Source organism: Pantoea sp. NSTU24 (assembly GCF_050157905.1).
Lineage (GTDB): Bacteria > Pseudomonadota > Gammaproteobacteria > Enterobacterales > Enterobacteriaceae > Pantoea.
On the sequence record NZ_JBKIWZ010000001.1, the window covers coordinates 1,460,458 to 1,478,743 of the forward strand.

At 52.5% G+C, this 18,286-nt stretch carries 14 protein-coding genes and 1 pseudogene; 3 read left to right on the forward strand and 12 right to left on the reverse strand.

From position 1 onward, the window contains the following. Nucleotides 1–21 precede the first annotated feature (21 nt). Nucleotides 22–345, forward strand: coding sequence for an HI1450 family dsDNA-mimic protein (locus ACLHDD_RS07115; protein ID WP_009089915.1), 324 nt, complete (start codon nucleotides 22–24; stop codon nucleotides 343–345). Nucleotides 346–388: 43 nt separating this feature from the next. Here the strand turns inward: ACLHDD_RS07115 and oppF are convergent, their stop codons facing one another. The 7 genes and pseudogenes from oppF to ACLHDD_RS07150 form a co-directional block, all read right to left on the reverse strand. Beyond that, nucleotides 389–1,390, reverse strand: coding sequence for a murein tripeptide/oligopeptide ABC transporter ATP binding protein OppF (gene oppF / locus ACLHDD_RS07120; protein ID WP_427103538.1), 1,002 nt, complete (start codon nucleotides 1,388–1,390; stop codon nucleotides 389–391). After that, on the reverse strand, nucleotides 1,387–2,400 hold the full coding sequence (locus ACLHDD_RS07125) for an ABC transporter ATP-binding protein (RefSeq protein ID WP_427103539.1): 1,014 nt from the start codon (nucleotides 2,398–2,400) through the stop codon (nucleotides 1,387–1,389). Before ACLHDD_RS07125 ends, oppF begins: the two co-directional genes overlap by 4 nt. Nucleotides 2,401–2,411: 11 nt before the next feature. Then, complete coding sequence (oppC, locus tag ACLHDD_RS07130; protein ID WP_427103540.1) at nucleotides 2,412–3,320, reverse strand: oligopeptide ABC transporter permease OppC; 909 nt, start codon at nucleotides 3,318–3,320, stop codon at nucleotides 2,412–2,414. A 14-nt stretch (nucleotides 3,321–3,334) separates the two neighbouring features. Continuing rightward, nucleotides 3,335–4,255, reverse strand: coding sequence for an oligopeptide ABC transporter permease OppB (gene oppB, locus ACLHDD_RS07135; RefSeq protein ID WP_111140042.1), 921 nt, complete (start codon nucleotides 4,253–4,255; stop codon nucleotides 3,335–3,337). Between the two features lie 89 nt (nucleotides 4,256–4,344). Continuing rightward, nucleotides 4,345–5,986 (reverse strand): annotated as a pseudogene (oppA, locus tag ACLHDD_RS07140) (oligopeptide ABC transporter substrate-binding protein OppA). A 153-nt stretch (nucleotides 5,987–6,139) separates the two neighbouring features. Continuing rightward, nucleotides 6,140–7,765, reverse strand: coding sequence for an ABC transporter substrate-binding protein (locus ACLHDD_RS07145; protein WP_427103541.1), 1,626 nt, complete (start codon nucleotides 7,763–7,765; stop codon nucleotides 6,140–6,142). Nucleotides 7,766–8,346: 581 nt separating this feature from the next. Beyond that, entirely contained in the window at nucleotides 8,347–8,994 is a 648-nt protein-coding gene (locus ACLHDD_RS07150; RefSeq protein WP_313651334.1) for a YchE family NAAT transporter, read from the reverse strand. A 461-nt stretch (nucleotides 8,995–9,455) separates the two neighbouring features. Here ACLHDD_RS07150 and adhE point away from each other — a divergent pair, with 461 nt between their 5' ends. Next, nucleotides 9,456–12,143, forward strand: coding sequence for a bifunctional acetaldehyde-CoA/alcohol dehydrogenase (gene adhE, locus ACLHDD_RS07155; RefSeq protein WP_427103542.1), 2,688 nt, complete (start codon nucleotides 9,456–9,458; stop codon nucleotides 12,141–12,143). Between the two features lie 52 nt (nucleotides 12,144–12,195). Here the strand turns inward: adhE and tdk are convergent, their stop codons facing one another. Continuing rightward, a complete protein-coding gene (tdk, locus tag ACLHDD_RS07160; RefSeq protein WP_427103543.1) occupies nucleotides 12,196–12,828 on the reverse strand; it encodes a thymidine kinase in 633 nt (210 codons plus the stop codon). A 396-nt stretch (nucleotides 12,829–13,224) separates the two neighbouring features. Between tdk and hns the strand changes: the two genes are divergently transcribed. Then, a complete protein-coding gene (hns, locus tag ACLHDD_RS07165) occupies nucleotides 13,225–13,635 on the forward strand; it encodes a histone-like nucleoid-structuring protein H-NS (RefSeq protein WP_427103544.1) in 411 nt (136 codons plus the stop codon). Between the two features lie 76 nt (nucleotides 13,636–13,711). Here the strand turns inward: hns and ACLHDD_RS07170 are convergent, their stop codons facing one another. The 4 genes from ACLHDD_RS07170 to rssB form a co-directional block, all read right to left on the reverse strand. After that, nucleotides 13,712–14,719, reverse strand: a complete 1,008-nt coding sequence (locus ACLHDD_RS07170) for an NAD-dependent epimerase (protein ID WP_427103545.1) — start codon at nucleotides 14,717–14,719, stop codon at nucleotides 13,712–13,714. Nucleotides 14,720–14,733: 14 nt separating this feature from the next. Continuing rightward, on the reverse strand, nucleotides 14,734–16,074 hold the full coding sequence (locus tag ACLHDD_RS07175; protein ID WP_427103546.1) for a UDP-glucose dehydrogenase family protein: 1,341 nt from the start codon (nucleotides 16,072–16,074) through the stop codon (nucleotides 14,734–14,736). Between the two features lie 22 nt (nucleotides 16,075–16,096). Continuing rightward, nucleotides 16,097–17,005 (reverse strand): UTP--glucose-1-phosphate uridylyltransferase GalU, encoded by a 909-nt coding sequence (gene galU, locus ACLHDD_RS07180; protein ID WP_427103547.1) that lies wholly within the window; start codon nucleotides 17,003–17,005, stop codon nucleotides 16,097–16,099. A 193-nt stretch (nucleotides 17,006–17,198) separates the two neighbouring features. Beyond that, a complete protein-coding gene (gene rssB / locus ACLHDD_RS07185) occupies nucleotides 17,199–18,215 on the reverse strand; it encodes a two-component system response regulator RssB (protein ID WP_427103548.1) in 1,017 nt (338 codons plus the stop codon). Nucleotides 18,216–18,286 lie beyond the last annotated feature (71 nt).

Genomic DNA, 18,286 nt, shown 5'->3' on the forward strand with positions numbered 1-18,286 from the left:
CACAGGCCGACAGGACAGACTATGGATTTAAATAATCGCCTTACCGAAGATGAAACGCTGGAACAAGCCTACGATATTTTTCTCGAACTGGCAGGCGACAACCTGGATCCGGCCGATATCATTCTCTTTAATCTGCAGTTCGAAGAGCGCGGCGGCGCAGAGCTGTTCGATCCTTCCGAAGACTGGAAAGATCATGTCGATTTCGATCTGAACCCGGACTTTTTCGCCGAAGTCGTGATTGGGCTGGGTGAAGCGGATGGCGAGCCGATTACCGACGTCTTTGCCCGCGTGCTGCTCTGCCGCGAAAAAGATCATAAACTCTGTCACATCCTGTGGCGGGAGTGATCATCAGATAAGAAAACGCCGGGCCTCTGCCCGGCGTTTTGCTTTACAGCGGGTCGACCTTGAGACAGGAGACCGCATGGTGGAAACTGCCTTCCAGCAGTGGCCGGGTTCTGGCGCACTCCGGCCCGGCAATCGGGCAGCGGGTACGGAACACGCAGCCTGACGGCGGGTTAATCGGCGATGGCAACTCCCCTTCCAGCAGCTGAATCTGTTTATTCTTTTCCAGATCCGGATCGGGAATCGGCACGGCAGACATCAGCGCCCGGGTGTAAGGGTGCTGCGGATTGCTGTAGACCTCGTTGTAGGTGCCCAGCTCCACCGCATGACCCAGATACATCACCAGCACGCGGTCAGAAATATGCTTCACGACCGCAAGGTCATGGGCAATGAAGATGAGCGACAGCCCCATCTCCCGTTGTAACTGTTGCAGCAGGTTAACCACCTGAGCCTGAATCGAGACGTCCAGCGCGGAGACCGGCTCATCACAGATAATCAGCTTCGGTTCCAGAATCAGGGCGCGGGCGATACCGATACGCTGGCACTGTCCGCCCGAGAATTCGTGTGGATAGCGGTTAATCAGGTTAGGCAGCAGCCCTACCTTCATCATCATATTTTTGACGCGCTCTTTGACTTCCTCACGCGCCATTTTTGGATGATAGGTTCTGAGCGGCTCCGCGATGATATCGCCGATGGTCATACGCGGGTTCAGCGACGCCAGCGGGTCCTGGAAGATCATCTGGATGTCGCCGCGCGCTTTGCGCCACTCCTCTTCGCTCTGGCCCAGCAGATCGCGGCCCAGCCAGGCGACGCGTCCGTCCGTTGCTTTGACCAGACCGATAATGGCGCGTGCCAGAGTCGATTTTCCGCAGCCTGACTCACCCACCACGCCCAGGGTTTCACCTTCATAAAGCCGCAGGCTGACGCCATCAACCGCTTTCAGGGTTTTTGACGGCTGCCAGAACCATTGCTTGCCATCTTTAATGTCGAAATGCACTTTGAGATCGGCGATTTCGAGTAATACTCTTTTTTCCGCTACGGTGCTCATACTAACTCCTCCACCGGCTTAAAGCAGGCGCGCAGGCGGCCATCGCCAAAAGGTTCAAGCGGCGGTGCCTGGGTGCAGATATCCATCGCGTGTGGACAACGCGGCTGGAACGGGCAACCCTGCGGCAGACGCAGCAGATTGGGCGGATTACCCGGGATGGTGGTCAGGCTCTCGCCTTCCGCATCCAGACGCGGCACGGCGTTAAGCAGGCCGATTGAGTAAGGATGGGCAGGCTGATAGAAGACGTCACGGGCCCGGCCATATTCCATGGTCCGGCCTGCATACATCACCAGCACTTTATCGCAGATCCCTGCCACCACGCCAAGATCGTGGGTGATCATAATGATGGCCGTGTTGAACTCCCGCTTCAGCTCATTAAGCAGCGTCATTATCTGCGCCTGCACCGTGACATCCAGGGCCGTCGTCGGCTCATCCGCGATCAGCAGTTTAGGACGACAGAGCAGCGCCATGGCGATCATGACGCGCTGGCGCATTCCGCCGGAAAACTCATGCGGATACATCTTCATCCGCTTGCGCGCTTCCGGCATTTTTACCGCATCCAGCATCCGCACCGACTCTTCAAACGCCTGCGCGTTGTTCATGCCTTTATGCAACTTCAGCACCTCCATCAGTTGCTCACCTACCCGCATATAGGGGTTCAGTGACGTCATGGGGTCCTGAAAAATCATCGCAATCTGTTCGGCGCGCAGCTTATTCAGCTGGTTTTCCGGCAGATTCAGAATCTCTTTGCCATTAAAAATCGCTGATCCGCCGATGCGGCCATTTTTGGCCAGCAGTCCCATCAGGGCAAACGCGGTCTGCGACTTGCCGGATCCGGATTCACCGACAATTCCCAGCGTCTCACCGGCACGCAATGAGAAGTTCAGATCGTTAACGGCGGTGACATCCCCGTCGTGTGTGCCAAAGGTCACGCGCAGATCTTTGACGGTCAGTAGCTGTTCGCTTCCCGCGCGGGCCGCCATCGCTGGCTGAAATTCATGAATGGTCATCGGGAAACTCCTTAACGATCTTTCGGGTCGAGGGCATCACGCAGGCCATCGCCGATAAAGTTGAAACAGAACAGCGTGACCACCAGGAACGCCGCCGGATAGAGCAGCAGCCACGGCGAAACTTCCATGGAGTTGGCACCGTCGCTGAGCAGTGCGCCCCAGCTACTCAGCGGCTCCTGCGTTCCCAGGCCCAGGAAGCTCAGGAAAGATTCGAACAGGATCATGCTCGGCACCAGCAGCGAGGCGTAAACCACCACCACGCCCAGTACGTTCGGTACGATATGGCGCACGACAATCTTCCAGGTTGATACGCCGCCTACGTGGGCCGCTTCGATAAACTCTTTGCGCTTCAGGCTGAGTGTCTGGCCGCGCACGATACGCGCCATATCCAGCCAGGAGACCATGCCGATCGCGGCAAAAATCAGCAGAATGTTGCGGCCAAAGAAGGTCACCAGCAGGATCACGAAGAACATAAACGGGAAGGAGTTCAGAATTTCCAGAATTCGCATCATCACTGAGTCGATTTTGCCGCCCAGATAGCCAGCAATCGAGCCGTAGAGCGTGCCGACAATCACTGCGATCAGCGCAGAGGCGACGCCCACCATCAGGGAAATGCGGCCGCCAATCGCCACACGCACCAGCAGGTCACGTCCCGACGAATCGGTGCCGAACCAGTGGCCCGAGGTAGTATCCGGCGGTGAGGACATCATCGCCCAGTCGGTGTCGTCATAGGTGAACTGTGCCAGCATCGGCGCGAAAATGACAAACAGCGTAATTAACAGCAGTACCAGCAGGCTGACCAGGGCTGCGCGGTTATGAATAAAGCGACGACGCGCATCCTGCCAGAGGCTCCGCCCTTCGACTTCCAGCTTCTCACTGAACGCATCAAGAGCTTCGCTGTTTTTCTTACTTAACATCATGGCGAACTCCGCAGTCAGTAACGAATTTTCGGATCGATAACGGCATAAAGCACGTCAACAATCGCATTAAAAACAATGGTCAGCAGACCGACCAGAATGGTCAGGCTCATCACCAGTGAGTAGTCACGGTTCAGCGCGCCGTTCACAAACAGCTGGCCGATACCCGGCAGACCATAGATCGATTCAATCACCATTGAGCCGGTGATGATGCCGACAAACGCCGGGCCCATATAGGAGATCACGGGCAGCAGGGCCGGTTTCAGCGCATGGCGCAGCACGATGCGACGCAGCGGTAAGCCTTTTGCCCGTGCGGTGCGGATAAAGTTTGAGTGCATCACTTCAATCATCGATCCACGGGTAATACGGGCGATACTGGCGATATAGGCCAGTGACAGGGCCACCATCGGCAGCAGCATGTAGTTCCACTGCCCGCCATTCCAGCCACCGCCCGGCAGCCACTTCAGGCTGATAGCGAACAGCAGGACCAGCAACGGCGCGACCACAAAACTGGGTATCACCACGCCGGTCATGGCCACCCCCATCACCGCGAAGTCCCACAGTGTGTTCTGTTTAAGCGCGGCGATCACGCCAGCCGTCACCCCCAGTACCACCGCGAGCAGGAACGCGGCCAGCCCGAGTTTGGCCGAGACCGGGAAGGCATGCGCCACCAGATAGTTGACCGAATAGTCTTTGTATTTAAACGACGGGCCGAAATCACCGTGTGCCAGCTGCACCAGGTAATCGACATACTGCTTACCGATCGGATCGTTGAGGTGATATTTCGCCTCGATATTTGCCATCACTTCCGGGGCCAGCGTACGCTCGCCGGTAAAAGGGCTGCCAGGCGCCAGGCGCATCATAAAGAAGGAGATGGTAATCAGAACGAACAGCGTCGGTAGCGCTTCAAGCAAGCGACGCAGGATGAATTTTAACATTGCCGTACCTACCAGGCTGTTGCTTCACAACATAAAAATAGTAAAAGGCGGCGCCAGACGCGCCGCCACTGCTGATAGCCTGAATGCTATTAGTGTTTAATGATGTAAAAGTCTTTAGACAAGGTTTTGTCCAGTGGATCTTTACCGGTATAACCCCCCACGTACGGTTTCACCAGACGCGTGTTCACGTAGTAGTAAACCGGGACGATGGTGCTGTCTTTATCCAGGATCTGCTCCGCTTTCTGATAATCCACTGCGCGGCCTTTCTCGTCCGAGGCCTTGATCGCGTCACGCACCACTTTATCGAACTCATCGCTCTTATAATGCGCGGTGTTACTGCTGCTGTTGGACAGCATGGTGTTCAGGAATGAAGTCGGTTCGTTGTAGTCCGCGCACCAGGCCGCACGTGACACATCGAAATTACCCTGATGACGGGTATCCAGGAAGGTTTTCCACTCCTGGTTTTCCAGTTTGATGTTCACGCCGATGTTTTTCTTCCAGATCGACGAGGCGGCAATCGCCAGCTTCTTGTGCAGATCGGAGGTGTTATACAGCAGGTTAAAGGTCAGCGGTTTGTCGGCGGTGTAACCCGCTTCAGCCAGCAGCTTTTTGGCCTCGGCGTTACGTTTGTCCTGTGACCATTTGAACCAGTCCGGCGGCAGAATATCCATGCCGTCAGTCGCTGGCGGCGTGTAGCTGTAAGCCGGTTTCTGGCCCTGCGCCAGGACCTTATTCACCATAATGTCACGATCCAGACCCAGCTTCAGGGCCGCGCGCACACGAGGATCGGTGAATGGCGCTTTCTGGTTGTTAATTTCGTAGTAGTAGGTGCAGAGGTATGGATCGACGTGCAGCTCTTTACCATTGTCACGCTGCAGTTTTTTAAACAGCTCAATTGGCAGATTGTTATAGGTCATGTCGCTGCCGTTCTCAGAGAAGTAACGGTTAACGTCACTGACTTCAGAGCTGATTGGCAGGTAGGTAACTTTGTTCAGCACGGTGTGTTCGTTGTCCCAGTAGTTCGGGTTACGCACCAGGGTAATGCGCTCGTTAATCACGTGCGCATCCAGCTTAAAGGCGCCGTTGCCGACCCAGTTCTGCGGCTGTGTCCACTGATCGCCAAACTTCTCGATCGCCGGTTTATAAACCGGAGACATCACGGAGTTGATCAGCAGCTTGTCAAAGTATGGCACCGGCTCGCTCAGGGTGACTTCCAGCGTGTGGTCATCAAGGGCTTTTACGCCCAGATCGGTAATCGGTTTTTTCCCGGCGATGATGTCGTCAACGTTCAGAATATGACCATATTGCGGATAGCTGGCGTACGGTGAAGCCGTTTTCAGGATCGACAAGACGCTCCCAGCTATAGACGAAGTCCTGCGCGGTAACCGGCTCGCCATTAGACCATTTGGCATTTTTACGTAAGTGGAATGTCCACACTTTGAAATCTTTGTTTTCGTAACTTTCCGCTACGCCCGGGATCGGTTTACCGTTGCTGTCATTGACCAGCAGACCTTCGTAAAGGTCGCGCGCCACGTTGTCTTCCGGCACGCCTTCAATTTTGTGTGGATCAAGCGACTGGACTTCATCGCCATTACCGCGAACCAGCTCCTGTTTTGCGGCCAGCTCAACGCCCGCAGGCACGGTTGCTGCGAAAGCCGCATTCCCTGCCAGGGCACTTACTGCGGCGAAAACGCCCGCTGCAATCAGGCTTTTTTTCGTGATGTTGTTCATTGTTACACTCCAGTTTTATTATCGTCACCGCAGCGATGCTCTGCCACGGCGTCCCCCGTCTCCGGGCTCCCTGGCCTGCACCAGGGAGATTGACCCCAAAAAATGGTCTTTATGCGGATGCGTTTCTGACTGTCTCGCCGGATGGTGATCAGATCAGTGTTGTTTAATGAAGTAGTACTTCAGGTCTGTCATGTCCTGCGGGTCTTTGCCCGTAAAACCACCCACCCAGGGCTTTACCAGGCGCACACTTACGCGGTAGTAAACTGGCACAATGGGTGAGTCTTTGTCGAGTTGTGTTTCAGCCTGCTGATACAGCTCAGCACGTGCGGCTTCACTGCCCGCCGTCAGCGTCTCCGACATCAGGCGATCGAAGCTCGCGCTACTGTAAAACGCTGTATTAATCGAGGCGTTGCTGATCAGCATATTCAGGAAGGTCGAAGGCTCGTTATAGTCGGCACACCAGGTGGCACGCACTACGTCAAACTGCGCCTGATGCCGGGTTTCCAGCATCGTCTTCCACTCCTGGTTCTGTAGCGTCACTTTAGCGCCCAGATTTTTCTGCCACATCGATGCGGCCGCAATCGCCTGGCGTTTATTCTGATCGGAGGTGTTATAGAGCAGCGTAAAGCTCAGTGGGTGGGCGGCATTGAATCCCGCCTCGGCCAGCAACTTTTTCGCCGCCTCGTTACGCTGCGCCTGCGTCCAGCCGAACCAGGCGGGCGGCGTCAGCCGGATACCGGCGGTAAACGGTGGCGTAAGGCTATAGGCGGGAATCTGTCCCTGGGCCATGATCTTATTGGCGATGACGTCGCGATCCAGCGTCATCTTCAGCGCGCTGCGCACCCGCGCATCAGTAAATGGTGGCTTTTTGTTATTGATTTCGTAGTAGAAGGTGCAGAGCAACGGGCTGACTTTCACTTCATCACCCAGCTCTTTGCGCAGTTTGCCAAACATTTCAGGCGGCACTGCACTGTTGGTGATATCCGTTCCGCCGCTGCGGTAGCGGTTAATATCGCTGTTTTCCGAGGCGATCGGCAGGAATGTCCCCTGCTCAATCACCGTATGCGCATTATCCCAGTAGTATGGATTACGCTTTACAACGATTTTTTCGTTCACTACCCAGTCGCCCAGCACGTAGGCGCCGTTACCGATATAGTGATCCGGGCGCGTCCAGGCCTCCCCCCACTGCTTAATGGCGGGTGCATAGACCGGCTTCATCGCCGTGTGCGCTAACATTGCCACCAGATAAGGCACCGGCTCGCTCAGGGTAATCTGCAGCCGATGGGCATCCAGCGCCTTAACGCCCAGCTTTTCGGATGACGCTTTGCCTGTCAGAATGGCATCGATATTAGCGAAGTGAGCGGCCTGCAGGTAGCTGGCGTAAGGTGACGCCGTTTTCGGATCGACCAGGCGCCGCCAGCTGTAGACGAAATCGTCGGCGGTGACAGGCTGACCATTGCTCCATTTCGCATCATCGCGCAGATGGAAAATCCAGACGTCAGGCTGCGGGTTCTCCCAGCTTTTGGCCACGCCAGGCACGACCTCACCGCGGTTATCGGTATTTACCAGCCCATCCAGCAGATTGTGAATGATATTGGACTCCGGCACGCCTTCGGTTTTGTGCGGGTCGAGGGAGGAAACTTCACTGCCGTTATTGATAACAATTTCCTGGCGGGCTGCCAGAGCGGTCCCCGGCGGAACCGTCGCAGCATAAGCCGGCGAAATGGCCATCAATAAAATACCTGCGGCGACTGAACGCTGTTGCTGCAATCTCTTCATCCCACTCATGCGAAACGCCAACCCTTAATGAAGTATCCCGACAGGCTTAAGCAAAAAGCGTTCTCACTTTGGGCTTTCGGTGAAAAAAATTTACACTGGGCCAAAAATTATCAGAAGCTGTTACAGGGTGCCAAAGCAAAATAGCTAAAATGTTAACTAATTCTCTTTTATCATGAGAAACGCAGCAGCGGAAGTGTTAATTTTTGCCCTGAAAATACACTATCTTTATGATTTATATATATTTTAATCAAAAAAAGTTTAAAGCAAGGGGGGAATAAAAAAAATGCTTCTGGTGTGGCACTTATCGGGAAATCAGTCGCTTTGTTACGATGAAATCGAGCGCACTGAGTAAATCCTGGCGGTTTATGAGGTAGCGGTAAGCTTCTGTAGCAGAAAATGATGTGAAAATATTGACATTCTTTTGCAGAAAAAAGTCTGTGATCTGATGCGCAGTAATGAAATTTATAATTCCCTGATTGCGTTAAGCTTCATGAATGAATGCATTATTATGGTGCAATAAAACCTGCCATTGCACCATAAAGGTTCAGCTATTCATTTCATTGCCTGAAATAAGTGCCCTGTCAGTTGAGCAGACCGGGGAAAATAGCCTTCATGCCTGTAACAACAAACTCGATGCCCAGCGCCATTAGCAACAGGCCCATAATACGGGTGATGACGTTAATCCCGGTCTGACCCAGGATGCGGACCATGAGTGGCGCGGCCCGGAACAGCAGCCAGCAGCAGAAGGCAAAGATGGCAATGGCCAGCGTAAAGCCCAGCAGGTTAATCCAGCTGTGGTAGCGAGTACTCCAGACAATAGTCGAGCTAATCGCCCCCGGCCCCGCCATCAGCGGTAGCGCCAGCGGTACAACACCCACACTTTCGCGGATGGCCGTCTCTGACTTCTCCTGTTTATTCTGCTTATCTTCACCCAATTTGCCGCTGATCATGGACATCGCAATGGTGACAACCAGAATCCCGCCTGCAATACGGAAAGAATCAATTGAGATGCCGAACACCCGCAATATGGCATCGCCTAAAAAGAGTGACGTCCAGAGGATAATCGCCACCGCAAGATTGGCGGTGAGATTGGTTTTATTACGCTCAGCCACGCCCTGATAACGGGTCATGCTGATAAACACCGGAATAATGCCCACCGGATTGACCAGCGCAAAGAGCCCGACAAAAAATTTTATATAACCTGAAAGATCTAACAGCGCAGGATTCACGACTTTACTCCGTACCACAGGGGAAAAACGCGCCTAATGTATGTGAAAACGGACACAGACACCAGATGCGGGCTCGGCAATTTATGCTATTGAACTTTGGCACATTTAGCACTTTACGCCAGCGGTCATACAAGGGATGGCGATAGCCGCTGCCGCACCCTGCTGCTTCAGGTACAAAAATTTTAACAAACCAGACAAGGTAATCCGTAGCTGAATGGTGTCAGCTTACGATTGAATTGATCTGCATCAAAATTGCCCTACCCCAAACCAGGTAATCTTTTTGCAACGGAAGCAGTAGCGGCAGTGCAGTAAATCATCTCTGTCGCAACAGAAGACTTATTCAGTAAGCAGTTGAAAATCCTGATTTTACATGCCTGAGCAGTGGTATTAAAGCCGTGTTGCGCTACCCGGGTATAGAGGAGAGTTTACTAAAAAAGTTTAACTTCCTTCAGGAGAACACCATGGCCGTAACCAATATCGCGGAACTTAATGCACTGGTTGAACGTGTAAAAAAAGCCCAGCGTGACTATGCCAGCTTTTCTCAACAGCAGGTCGACGCCATCTTCCGTGCCGCCGCCCTCGCCGCGGCCGATGCCCGCATCCCACTCGCTAAAATGGCCGTTGCCGAATCGGGTATGGGTATCGTCGAAGACAAAGTCATTAAAAACCATTTTGCCTCTGAGTATATCTATAACGCCTATAAAGATGAGAAAACCTGCGGGGTTTTAGCCACCGATGATACCTTCGGTACCATTACCATCGCCGAACCGATTGGCCTGATTTGCGGCATCGTCCCGACGACTAACCCGACCTCCACCGCCATCTTTAAGGCCCTGATTAGCCTCAAAACCCGCAACGGGATCATCTTCTCTCCACATCCACGCGCGAAAGATGCCACTAACAAAGCCGCTGATATCGTTCTGCAGGCGGCGATCGCGGCGGGTGCGCCGAAAGATATTATCGGCTGGATTGACGCCCCTTCCGTAGAACTCTCCAACCAGCTGATGCATCACCCTGATATCAACCTGATTCTCGCCACCGGCGGACCGGGTATGGTAAAAGCGGCTTACAGCTCCGGTAAACCTGCGATTGGTGTCGGAGCCGGTAATACGCCGGTCGTGATTGATGAAACCGCTGATCTGAAGCGTGCCGTGGCGTCCATACTGATGTCGAAAACCTTCGACAACGGCGTGATCTGTGCCTCGGAACAGTCAGTGATTGTTGTGGATTCCGTTTATGATGCAGTACGTGAACGCTTTGCCAGCCACGGCGGGTACCTGCTGCAGGATGCCGAACTGCAGGCAGTGCAGAATATCATCCTGCAAAACGGCGGCCTTAACGCGGCCATCGTCGGTCAGCCAGCGGCAAAAATTGCCGAAATGGCTGGTCTGCGTGTGCCGGCCAGCACCAAAATTCTGATTGGTGAAGTGCAACGGGTAGATGAGTCTGAGCCATTCGCCCACGAAAAACTCTCGCCGACGCTGGCGATGTATCGGGCGAACGATTTCCAGGATGCCGTAGAGAAAGCCGAAAAGCTGGTCGCCATGGGCGGTATTGGCCACACCTCCTGTCTCTACACCGATCAGGATAACCAGACCGAACGCGTGCACTACTTTGGCGACAGGATGAAAACGGCGCGTATCCTGATCAACACACCCGCCTCGCAGGGCGGTATTGGCGACCTCTACAACTTCAAACTGGCACCGTCTCTGACGCTGGGATGTGGTTCATGGGGCGGTAACTCGATTTCTGAGAACGTCGGGCCAAAACATCTGATCAATACGAAAACTGTCGCCAAGCGAGCCGAAAATATGTTGTGGCATAAACTTCCTCAATCCATCTATTTCCGCCGTGGTTCCCTGCCGATTGCGCTGGAAGAGGTGGCAACTGACGGCGCGAAACGTGCCTTTATCGTCACTGACCGCTTTCTGTTCAATAACGGCTATGCCGACCAGGTGACCCGCGTACTAAAAAATCATGGTATTGAAACAGAAGTCTTCTTTGAAGTTGAAGCAGATCCGACGCTGAGCATCGTCCGCAAAGGTGCAGAGCAGATGAACAGCTTCAAACCGGACGTCATCATCGCGCTGGGCGGCGGTTCTCCGATGGATGCCGCCAAAATCATGTGGGTAATGTACGAGCACCCGGAAACTCACTTCGAGGAGCTGGCGTTACGTTTCATGGATATCCGTAAACGTATCTATAAGTTCCCGAAAATGGGCGTGAAAGCGCGCCTGGTCGCCATCACGACGACCTCTGGTACAGGGTCAGAAGTGACGCCGTTTGCCGTGGTGACCGATGATGCCACCGGGCAGAAATATCCTCTGGCAGACTATGCGCTGACACCGAACGTGGCGATTGTGGATGCCAATCTGGTCATGGATATGCCGCGTTCACTCTGTGCATTCGGCGGTCTGGATGCCGTAACACATGCGCTGGAAGCCTACGTTTCCGTACTGGCGAATGAATATTCCGATGGCCAGGCGTTGCAGGCGCTGAAGCTGCTGAAAGCGTACCTGCCTGCCAGCTATGCCGAAGGCGCGAAAAACCCGATTGCGCGCGAGCGCGTGCACAACGCCGCGACCATCGCCGGTATCGCCTTTGCCAACGCTTTCCTCGGGGTCTGTCACTCTATGGCCCATAAACTGGGTTCAGAATTCCATATCCCACACGGTCTGGCCAACGCGCTGTTAATCTCAAACGTTATCCGCTACAACGCGAATGACAACCCGACCAAGCAGACAGCCTTTAGCCAGTATGATCGTCCTCAGGCTCGCCGCCGTTACGCTGAAGTGGCCGACCATTTAGGTTTAAGCGCCCCTGGCGACCGTACTGCACAAAAAATTGAGAAGCTGCTGGCCTGGCTGGATGAGATCAAAACTGAACTGGGTATCCCGGCTTCTATCCGGGAGGCGGGCGTACAGGAAGCAGACTTCCTGGCGAAAGTTGATAAACTGGCCGACGATGCGTTTGATGACCAGTGTACAGGCGCAAACCCACGTTATCCGCTGATTGCTGAGCTGAAACAGATTATGCTCGATACCTTCTACGGCCGCGAATTTGTCGAGCCGTTTTCAGATGTCCCGGTAGCGATAACTGAACAGCCAGTAAAAGAGACGCGAAGCGAGAAAAAAGCGAAGAAAGTCTGATTGTGTTGCGTGAGCGCACGAATAAAAACCCGCCGCGGCGGGTTTTTGCTTTTCAGCAAGGCGAGTTGTGCAGTGGGGTCTGTGCGCCATGAATGGCCTGCAAGGAGCCCTGCTCTATCGCCTGCTTATAATGCTTTCGACAGACAGAAATATAACGCTCATTGCCGCCAATCACTACCTGCTCACCTTCACTGAAGGGTTTTCCTTCGCTGTCGAGTCGCAGCACCATGCTGGCTTTGCGGCCACAGTGACAGATCGTTTTCAGCTCAACGAGCTTGTCCGCCCATGCCAGCAGATACTGACTGCCAACAAAAAGTTCGCCACGAAAATCGGTTCTCAGGCCATAACAGAGCACGGGAATATCCAGATCATCGACCACATCAGAAAGGGCTTTAACCTGCTCGCGAGTCAGGAACTGACTTTCATCGACCAGCACGCAATGAACTGGCCTGATGGCATGCTCGGCGGCGATCTCGCTAAAGAGCGACGTGTCTGCATTATAAAGACAGGCTGGCGACGAGAGGCCGATGCGGGAACTCACCTGCCCCGCACCAAAGCGGTTATCAATCTCAGCGGTGTAAACCAGTGAACGCATACCGCGCTCCTGATAGTTGTAAGAGGATTGCAGCAATGCGGTCGATTTCCCTGCATTCATGGCAGAGTAATAAAAATAGAGCTGAGCCATAGAAACCTGTCTTCATCAGGACTGAATAGAATGACGCGCATATTAGCATAAAGTGCCGGCATTACATTGTCGTTGATGAGGTATAAAGCTTAGCGGTGAATCTTGCTGAACGCTGTCACGCGTTTTCCAGCTGATATCCGGTGTCTTCTGTGCAACTGAACTTTCCTGAGATTACCCGCAATAACAGAGGTGATATTTTTCGAGGGCCGAAAACGCATTAGTTTTTTTTATAATCACCCGCGTGAAACTATTTTCAAATTTGCCTGCATTTCTTTTTTGCAGGATTTTTTAATCTCCACCAGACTGGCGCTTAATTTTTTAATTATTGAGTTTATTTAAAGTCGCCACTACTATTAGCGGGCAACACAACTTTTTCCTTTTTCAGAGACCAGGACAATGAGCGAAGCACTAAAGATTCTTAATAATATCCGTACGCTGCGCGCCCAGGCCAGAGAGTATTCCGTGGAAACACTGGAAGAAATGCTGGAAAAACTGGATGTGGTGGTAAAAGAACGCCGTGAAGAAGAGTCAAATTTTCAGGCTGAAAATGAAGAACGTACGCGTAAACTTAATCAGTATCGTGAAATGCTGCTGGCCGATGGTATTGACCCGAATGAACTGATTGCCACGCAAAGCCCATCTGCACGGACAGCGACAAAAGCCAAACGCTCAGTGCGTCCGGCTAAATATGGCTACACCGATGAAAAAGGCGAATCCAGAACCTGGACCGGTCAGGGACGTACGCCAGCCGCGATTAAACAGGCGATGGAAGAACAGGGCAAACAGCTGGACGATTTTTTACTGTAATCGCACCAGCTCAGACAGTCCGAAACCCTCCTGAGCCGAAAGTAATAAAAAAAGGAAGCCGAAGCTTCCTTTTTTTTCAGACGCGGTAAAAATCCCGGTACCACGTAACAAATTTTTTCACGCCTTCTTCTACACCGGTTTGCGGTTTAAAACCAATAGCCTTAAAGAGTGCATCGGTATCCGCACTGGTTTCCAGCACATCGCCGGGTTGCATTGGCATCAGATTTTTTTTCGCCGTAATACCCAGTGCTTTTTCAAGTGCGTCAATATAGTTCATCAGGGTAACCGGCTGACTGTTACCAATATTATAAACGCGATAAGGTGCAGAACTGGTTGCAGGTGAACCGGTTTCAACGGTCCAGTTATCCTCCTTCTGAGGAATAACATCCTGCAGACGGACAATCGCTTCTGCAATGTCATCGATATAGGTAAAGTCGCGTTTCATCTGCCCCTGGTTATACACATCAATCGCTTCACCTGCGATCATGGCACGGGTAAATTTGAACAGCGCCATATCCGGACGACCCCACGGTCCGTAAACGGTAAAGAAACGCAACCCGGTCGTCGGCAACTGATAAAGATGGGAGTAAGTATGCGACATCAGCTCATTGGCTTTTTTGGTCGCCGCATATAATGAAACCGGGTGATCCACGCTGTCTTCGGTTGAAAACGGCATTTTACGGTTCAGTCCATAGACGGAACTGGAGGAGGCATAGAGCAGATGTTCAATTTTATGATGGCGGCATCCTTCAAGAACATTGAGGTGCCCGATGAGGTTGGCATCGGCGTAGGCGTGCGGGTTCTCAATGGAATAACGGACGCCAGCCTGTGCACCCAGATGGATCACGCGCTGAAACTGATACTGGCCGAACAGTGACGCCATTGCGTCACGGTTCGCCAGGTCCATCTCAATAAAAGTAAAACCGGGGTCGGTTTTAATTAAATTAAGACGGGCGTGCTTGAGATTTACGTCGTAATAATCATTCAGGTTGTCGATACCGACAACCTGGTGACCGGCAGCCAGCAGACGTTGACTGACATGAAAACCAATAAAACCTGCGGCGCCGGTGACCAGAAAGTTCATAAATCCCTCGTTAATTATGCAGGTTGAATAGACGCTCCGCGGCCGATTGCATAATAAACGAAACCGCGTTTGCTGATACGCTCTGGATCATACAGGTTACGACCATCAAAAATCACGGCTTCTTTGAGCGCATTTTTAATGATGTCGAAGTCAGGTGCACGGAAGTTCTGCCACTCCGTACAGATGACCAGCGCGTCAGCGCCCTGCAGTGCCGCTTCTTTAGTCCCCATCAGCTTAAGATCGCTGCGGTGACCATAGATGCGCTGCGCTTCATCCATCGCTTCCGGGTCAAACGCCTGTACAGAGGCGCCTGCTTCCCACAGCGTTTCCATCAGCACGCGGCTGGAGGCTTCGCGCATATCGTCCGTGTTTGGCTTGAATGAGAGGCCCCAGAGTGCAAACGTCTTACCCTTTAGGTCATCACCAAAGTGACGCTTAATAAAGGTTGGGAGCTTTGTTTTCTGGCTGTCATTCACATCTTCCACAGCCTGCAGCAGGCGCGGCTGATAGCCGATGGACTCAGCGGTACGGATCAGCGCCTGCACATCTTTCGGGAAGCAGGAGCCGCCGTAACCACAGCCTGGGTAGATAAAGTGATAGCCGATACGGGGATCTGAACCAATACCCTGGCGGACTTTCTCAATATCTGCGCCTAAACGTTCGGCCAGGTTAGACATCTCGTTCATGAAGCTGATTTTGGTGGCCAGCATACAGTTGGCCGCATACTTGGTCAGCTCTGCACTGCGGATGTCCATCATAATCATGCGGTCATGGTTGCGGTTAAACGGCTCGTAGAGCTCGCGTAACAGTTCAACCACTTCATCGTTGTCAGTGCCGACAACGATACGCTCAGGACGCATACAGTCGTTGACTGCCGCACCCTCTTTCAGAAATTCCGGGTTAGAGACCACATCGAAGGTGATGTTGGCGTCACGCGCTTTCAGCGCTTCCGTCATTACTGCACGAACTTTATCTGCTGTGCCAACCGGAACGGTTGATTTGTCGATAACCACTTTGTGATCGTTCATGTGCTGCGCAATGGTGCGTGCTACGGCGGTCACATATTTCAGATCGGCAGAGCCGTCTTCATCGGGTGGGGTACCGACTGCAATAAACTGCATAACACCATGGTTTACGCCCTGCTCAGCATCAGTGCTGAACTTCAGACGACCCGCTTCATAATTTGACATTACCAGCGGCGTTAAACCTGGTTCGAAAATAGGAATGATGCCTTTTTTCAGATTTTCGACTTTATTAGCGTCAACATCAATGCAGAGAACGTCATGTCCGACTTCGGCTAACACCGCAGCCTGAACCAGACCGACATAGCCGATACCAAATACAGTGACTTTCATCGAGTTATCCTGTGTTTATGAATTACTTTTTGTTGCCAACTGCGCCATTGAGCCATTCAGCAAAATCTTTGCCCAATACCGGATGACGAACACCGTACTCAACGAAAGCCTGCATGTAGCCCAGTTTGTTACCACAGTCATGGCTTACGCCTTTCAGGTGATAAGCTTCAACGGTCTCTTTTTCCATCAGCATGGCAATAGAGTCAGTCAGCTGAACTTCGCCGCCTGCACCTGGAGGGGTCTTCGCCAGCAGTGGCCAGATATCAGAAGAGAGTACGTAACGACCTACTACTGCCAGGTTAGATGGCGCTTCAGTCGCTTTAGGCTTCTCAACGACGCCGACCATTGGTGCACTGTCGCCTGGATTCAGTTCTGCACCCTGGCAGTCGACCACACCGTAAGCGGTTACATCTTCAACCGGCTCAACCATAATCTGGCTGCGGCCAGACTCTTCATAACGGCTCAGCATTTCTGCCAGGTTATCTTTGGTCGGGTTGGATTCGTATTCGTCGATGATGACGTCTGGCAGGATAACAGCGAACGGCTCGTTACCAATCAGTGGGTGCGCACACATAACGGCATGGCCCAGGCCTTTCGCGATGCCCTGACGAACCTGCATGATGGTAACGTGTGGCGGGCAGATTGACTGGATTTCATCCAGCAGCTGGCGCTTAACGCGTTTTTCCAGCATTGATTCCAGTTCGAAGCTGGTATCGAAGTGGTTTTCGATGGCATTTTTTGATGAATGCGTTACCAGCACAATTTCATTGATGCCAGCAGCAATACACTCGTTAACGACATACTGAATTAACGGCTTATCAACCAGCGGTAACATCTCTTTTGGAATCGCTTTGGTCGCAGGAAGCATACGCGTACCCAAACCCGCTACCGGGATTACCGCTTTTTTTACTTTGGTATTATTGGCAGACATTAAGATACCTCTCTCATAGGCCGTTCAAGTTAATGCTTGATATGTCGGTTTAAAATCGAAAATGAGTATATCAGTTAGTATCGAACGGATTTATCCTGGAAGGCATGAAACCGTCGAAATTAAGACTATTACCCAACTGTAAAGCTAAACTCTGGCCCTGTCTCCAGCGCCAGAATTTCACTGTTATTAACACTTATTCTTCCGTGGAAAGCATCAGCCGGATACGACCTCCTGCGCCCCAGACATGGCATTGCCAGTTCTCTGCGCGCTGACTAATCTGATTGAGATGCGTGCTCCCCATAGTGCCAAGCGGAACACCATTACTGAGCTGAATTTGATGAGCATGAACATGAAGTGTGGCGTTTAATCCGGCAGAGACCAGGATTAGGTTTTTGAGACCGCGATGATAATAGCCTACCAGTAAGGGGAACTGACCGCTCAGATTCGCCTGGCGTAGCAGCAGATTGACCTGTCTCAGCAGTCCATTCAGTTCCGGCAGTTGCTGTTTTTGTCCGCTGAGCTGCTCCTGAAGCAGGCCATTGAATAGCGCACGCAGCAGTAGTGCCGCCAGCACGCCATTGTCTCCGGCACGCGTAACGTCCAGACAGTAAAAGGCCAGATCTTTGTCGGAGAGTGCCGCAATATCGAGCACCAGACCAGGCTGCTCCGCCATCGTTAGCTGGCGATAGTTAACCCGGCAGTTCGCTACAGTCTGCTGAACCGGCGGCTGCAGTTGCTTGAGCAGTTTAGCGGCAGCCAGCGGGTCGCGAACCAGCGCATCCCAGTCCTGGAATAACTGCTCATCCTCTTCGACTTTGGACGTGAACATCGAAGGGTAAAGGCACTCATAGACTGCTTCACGAAAGCGTTCAAAATTCTTCAATGGCTTAAGCAGCACATCCTGTACCCCCAGACGCAACACATGGGCAATATCAGACATGTTCTCGGTAGCCGAGACGATCAGTATCGGCACCACATTGCCTCGGGTACGAATGTGCTCAACGAACTGGATCCCACTCATGCGGGGCATTTCCAGATCGCAGATAATCAGGTCGACGGTATGCTGTTGTAACTGTGCAATTGCTTCCAGACCATCTTCCGCTTGTAACGTCACAGCACCCATTGATGACAAAAATTGGTCCAGCAACGAACGGAAAACAGCCTCATCTTCGACAATGAGTATCTTTTTGCCGAGTAGTGGTTTTTCCATTCCTTCCCCCTGCGTACCAGATATTTCAATAGTGGTTCATAAAAAGCAGTTGCGCCTTTCAGAATTATCCA

What these genes read in the sequence shown, in the direction of transcription:
- ACLHDD_RS07115 (WP_009089915.1), top strand. Translation starts at nt 22, where the DNA reads ATGGATTTAAATAATCGCCTTACCGAAGATGAAACGCTGGAACAAGCC.
- oppF (WP_427103538.1), bottom strand. Translation starts at nt 1,390, where the DNA reads ATGAGCACCGTAGCGGAAAAAAGAGTATTACTCGAAATCGCCGATCTC.
- ACLHDD_RS07125 (WP_427103539.1), bottom strand. Translation starts at nt 2,400, where the DNA reads ATGACCATTCATGAATTTCAGCCAGCGATGGCGGCCCGCGCGGGAAGC.
- oppC (WP_427103540.1), bottom strand. Translation starts at nt 3,320, where the DNA reads ATGATGTTAAGTAAGAAAAACAGCGAAGCTCTTGATGCGTTCAGTGAG.
- oppB (WP_111140042.1), bottom strand. Translation starts at nt 4,255, where the DNA reads ATGTTAAAATTCATCCTGCGTCGCTTGCTTGAAGCGCTACCGACGCTG.
- ACLHDD_RS07145 (WP_427103541.1), bottom strand. Translation starts at nt 7,765, where the DNA reads ATGAAGAGATTGCAGCAACAGCGTTCAGTCGCCGCAGGTATTTTATTG.
- adhE (WP_427103542.1), top strand. Translation starts at nt 9,456, where the DNA reads ATGGCCGTAACCAATATCGCGGAACTTAATGCACTGGTTGAACGTGTA.
- tdk (WP_427103543.1), bottom strand. Translation starts at nt 12,828, where the DNA reads ATGGCTCAGCTCTATTTTTATTACTCTGCCATGAATGCAGGGAAATCG.
- hns (WP_427103544.1), top strand. Translation starts at nt 13,225, where the DNA reads ATGAGCGAAGCACTAAAGATTCTTAATAATATCCGTACGCTGCGCGCC.
- ACLHDD_RS07170 (WP_427103545.1), bottom strand. Translation starts at nt 14,719, where the DNA reads ATGAACTTTCTGGTCACCGGCGCCGCAGGTTTTATTGGTTTTCATGTC.
- ACLHDD_RS07175 (WP_427103546.1), bottom strand. Translation starts at nt 16,074, where the DNA reads ATGAAAGTCACTGTATTTGGTATCGGCTATGTCGGTCTGGTTCAGGCT.
- galU (WP_427103547.1), bottom strand. Translation starts at nt 17,005, where the DNA reads ATGTCTGCCAATAATACCAAAGTAAAAAAAGCGGTAATCCCGGTAGCG.
- rssB (WP_427103548.1), bottom strand. Translation starts at nt 18,215, where the DNA reads ATGGAAAAACCACTACTCGGCAAAAAGATACTCATTGTCGAAGATGAG.